The sequence below is a fragment of the Kitasatospora sp. NPDC056531 genome, from assembly GCF_042794375.1.
Classification (GTDB): domain Bacteria; phylum Actinomycetota; class Actinomycetes; order Streptomycetales; family Streptomycetaceae; genus Kitasatospora.
In genome coordinates this window covers 1-2,866 of record NZ_JBHTTU010000267.1, presented here as the reverse complement: position 1 = coordinate 2,866, position 2,866 = coordinate 1, and the positions used below count along the sequence as shown (strand labels likewise).

General features: G+C 75.5%; 5 protein-coding genes. 3 read left to right on the top strand and 2 right to left on the bottom strand.

Annotated features, from left to right (window positions below; translation table 11 throughout):
* Positions 1 to 187: 187 nt before the first annotated feature.
* Positions 188 to 955 carry a MerR family transcriptional regulator gene (locus tag ACFQ87_RS45435; protein WP_380616915.1) on the top strand — a complete coding sequence of 256 codons (768 nt, stop codon included), beginning with the start codon at positions 188 to 190 and terminating at the stop codon, positions 953 to 955.
* Positions 956 to 966: 11 nt separating this feature from the next.
* Positions 967 to 1,161: a hypothetical protein gene (locus ACFQ87_RS45430; protein WP_380616914.1), complete on the top strand. Its 195-nt coding sequence runs from the start codon at positions 967 to 969 to the stop codon at positions 1,159 to 1,161.
* Positions 1,162 to 1,164: 3 nt separating this feature from the next.
* On the opposite strand, the gene ACFQ87_RS45425 is transcribed toward ACFQ87_RS45430, so the two are convergent.
* Both ACFQ87_RS45425 and ACFQ87_RS45420 read right to left on the bottom strand, forming a co-directional pair.
* Complete coding sequence (locus ACFQ87_RS45425) at positions 1,165 to 1,581, bottom strand: VOC family protein (protein WP_380616913.1); 417 nt, start codon at positions 1,579 to 1,581, stop codon at positions 1,165 to 1,167.
* A 28-nt stretch (positions 1,582 to 1,609) separates the two neighbouring features.
* The gene (locus tag ACFQ87_RS45420) at positions 1,610 to 1,966 is read right to left on the bottom strand and encodes a helix-turn-helix transcriptional regulator (protein ID WP_380616916.1); all 357 of its coding nucleotides are present in this window, start codon (positions 1,964 to 1,966) and stop codon (positions 1,610 to 1,612) included.
* A 218-nt stretch (positions 1,967 to 2,184) separates the two neighbouring features.
* Here ACFQ87_RS45420 and ACFQ87_RS45415 point away from each other — a divergent pair, with 218 nt between their 5' ends.
* Positions 2,185 to 2,817, top strand: coding sequence for a carbonic anhydrase (locus ACFQ87_RS45415; protein WP_380616912.1), 633 nt, complete (start codon positions 2,185 to 2,187; stop codon positions 2,815 to 2,817).
* Positions 2,818 to 2,866 lie beyond the last annotated feature (49 nt).

Genomic DNA, 2,866 nt, shown 5'->3' with positions numbered 1-2,866 from the left:
GCGCGCCGCCTCCATGCGCTGGATGGGCCGCTGGCCGCTGCGCACCATCCTCGCCGCCCAGTTCGCCAAGGCCGGCGACATCGCCCTGCCCGACTACCCGCTGCCCGCCCGCGCCTGAGCCCGCCCGCGAACCCGCACCCGGCCCCGGGCTTGCACCTCACCCGACGTCAGGAGGGATGCTCGTGCCATGACCTCCTCCGGACAGACCTGGAAGGTCGGCCCGCTCGCCGAGGCGAGCGGCCTGACCGTACGCACCCTGCACCACTGGGACCAGATCGGCCTGCTCAGCCCCTCCCGGCGCACCGCCTCCGGCCACCGCGCCTACACCGAGCAGGACGTGGTGCGCCTCTACCAGATCCTCGCCCTGCGACGCCTGGGCCTGGGCCTGGAGACCATCGCCACCTGCCTGGACGCCGGCGTCGACCCGCAGCGGCTGGTGCGCGAGCACCTGGCCGCCACCGAGGCCTCCCTCGCCGCCCTGCACACCCTGCACGAGCGCCTCACCCACCTGCACACCGAACTCGCCGCCGAACGCTCCCCCGGCACCGCCGACCTGCTGCGCCTGCTCCAGGCCGTCGGCGGCACGGGACCCGCCGCCGACGAGGCCCTGCGCCGCCACCTCGACGAGGACCAGCTGCACGCCCTCGCCGACCACGCCGCCGCCCTCGGGCCGGCCGCCCACTACCTGCTGGAGGTCGAATGGCCCCAGCTCTACCGCCGCGCCGAGGAGCTGCGCAGCGCCGGCACCGACCCCGCCGACCCCCGGGTGCGCCGCATCGCCGACCGCCTGGACGAGCTCTCCCGCCTCTTCAGCGGCGGCGACACCACCCTGTCCGCCGCCGTGCGCACCGCCTGGCGCGAGGACCCGGCCGCCATGTCCGGCGACCCCGCCGCCCCCGCCGACGCCTGGGCCGACCTGCGCACCTTCCTCGACCACGCCCGCCGGGCGTCATGATGGCCGGCCCGATGCCCCACCGCGTCCGGCTGCGCGTCAGCCTGCTGAGCGCCCTGCCCGTCCTCGCCGTCGCGGCGCTCGCCCTGCCCCCGCTCGCCCTGGCCGGCCTGCTGCCCTGGTCGGTGCTCCCGGCCGTGGCCCTGGCCCAGGGGGTGCAGGCCTGGCTGGTCTTCCACCGCCTGGGCCGTCCGACGGGCGGGAGCTGACGGCTACTTCGCGCGCGGCTGGTTGAAGCGCAGCATGTTGCCCGCCGGGTCGCGGAAGGCGCAGTCGCGCACCCCGTAGGGCTGGTCCATCGGCTCCTGGAGCACCTCGGCGCCGGCCGCGCGGATCCGCTCGAAGGTGGCGTCGCAGTCGTCGGTGCGGAAGATGACCCCGCGCAGCAGGCCCTTGGCCAGCAGTTCGGCGGCGGCCTGGCGGTCGTCCTCGGAGGCGTGCGGGTCGGCCAGCGGCGGCTCCAGGACGATCTCCACGCCGGGCTGGTCGGGGGATCCGACCGTCACCCAGCGCATCCCCTCGAAGCCGACGTCGTTGCGCACCTCGAAGCCGAGCACGTCACGGTAGAAGGCGAGCGCCTTGTCGTGGTCGTCGACGGCGATGAAACACTGGGCGAGTTCGATGCTCATGCCGTCAAACTACGGGAGCGGGCCCGCCCTACGCCTGCGTACGCCGCACCGGGCGGGTGCGGATCTTGGCGACGCACGCCGGGATCGACTCGCCGTCGGCGTGGTCGCGGGCCCGGTAGGCGCTGGGGCTCTCGCCCACCAGCTCGGTGAAGCGGGTGCTGAACGAGCCCAGCGAGGTACAGCCCACCGCCATGCACACCTCCGTCACGCTCAGGTCCCCGCGCCGCAGCAGCGCCTTGGCCCGCTCGATCCGGCGGGTCATGAGGTAGCTGTACGGGGTCTCCCCGTACGCGGCGCGGAAGCTGCGCGAGAAGTGCCCCGGCGACATCAGCGCGGTACCGGCCAGCGCCGGCACGTCCAGCGGCTGGTCGTACTCACGGTCCATCCGGTCACGGGCCTGGCGCAGGCGCACCAGGTCGGCCAGGGGCACACGGGACGCGCGGGGCGTACGGGAGGACACACCAGCCACCGTACCCAGTGCCTGTGACACCCGTCCCCTCCCCCGCCCGGCGCAGCCCGTCGGCGCCCGCCCCGCCGTGCCCACCGCTGGGCCGCCGTGCCCCGGCGGGCAGCCCCCACCTGCGGCGATCTAGGGTGGCAGGCATGATCCCCACTGCGATACCCGGCCCGATATCCGACCCCGGCGAGGCGCTGCGGGTGCTGTTGGAGGGCAACGCCCGGTTCGTCGCCGGCGGCCCCGAGCACCCCAACCAGGACGCCGGGCGCCGCGCGGCGCTCGCCCCGGGGCAGAAGCCCTTCGCGGTGCTGTTCGGCTGCTCGGACTCCCGCCTGGCCGCCGAGATCATCTTCGACCAGGGCCTGGGCGACCTGTTCGTGGTGCGCACCGCGGGCCACGTGACCGGTGCGGAGGCGCTGGGCAGCATCGAGTACGGGGTGGCGGTGCTGGACTGCCCGCTGGTGGTGGTGCTGGGGCACGACTCCTGCGGTGCGGTGGCGGCGGCCCTGGACTCCCTGGAGCAGGGGCGGCTGCCGGGCGGCTTCGTGCGGGACGTGGTGGAGCGGGTGACCCCGAGCGTGCTGTCGGCGCGGGCGGCGGGCATCGAGGACCCGGACGCGATCGTGGACGAGCACATCCGCCAGACCGTGGACCTGCTGCTGGAGCGCTCCCAGCTGCTGGCCGCCCGGGTGGCCGAGGGCCGGGTGGCCGTGGTGGGCCTGTCCTACCGGCTGCGCGACGGCCAGGCCCGTACGGTGGCCGCCCGCGGCCTGGACTGAGGCGCCCCGGGCGGGAAAAAGGGGGGGCCGGCCGGGCTCGGCGATGCGA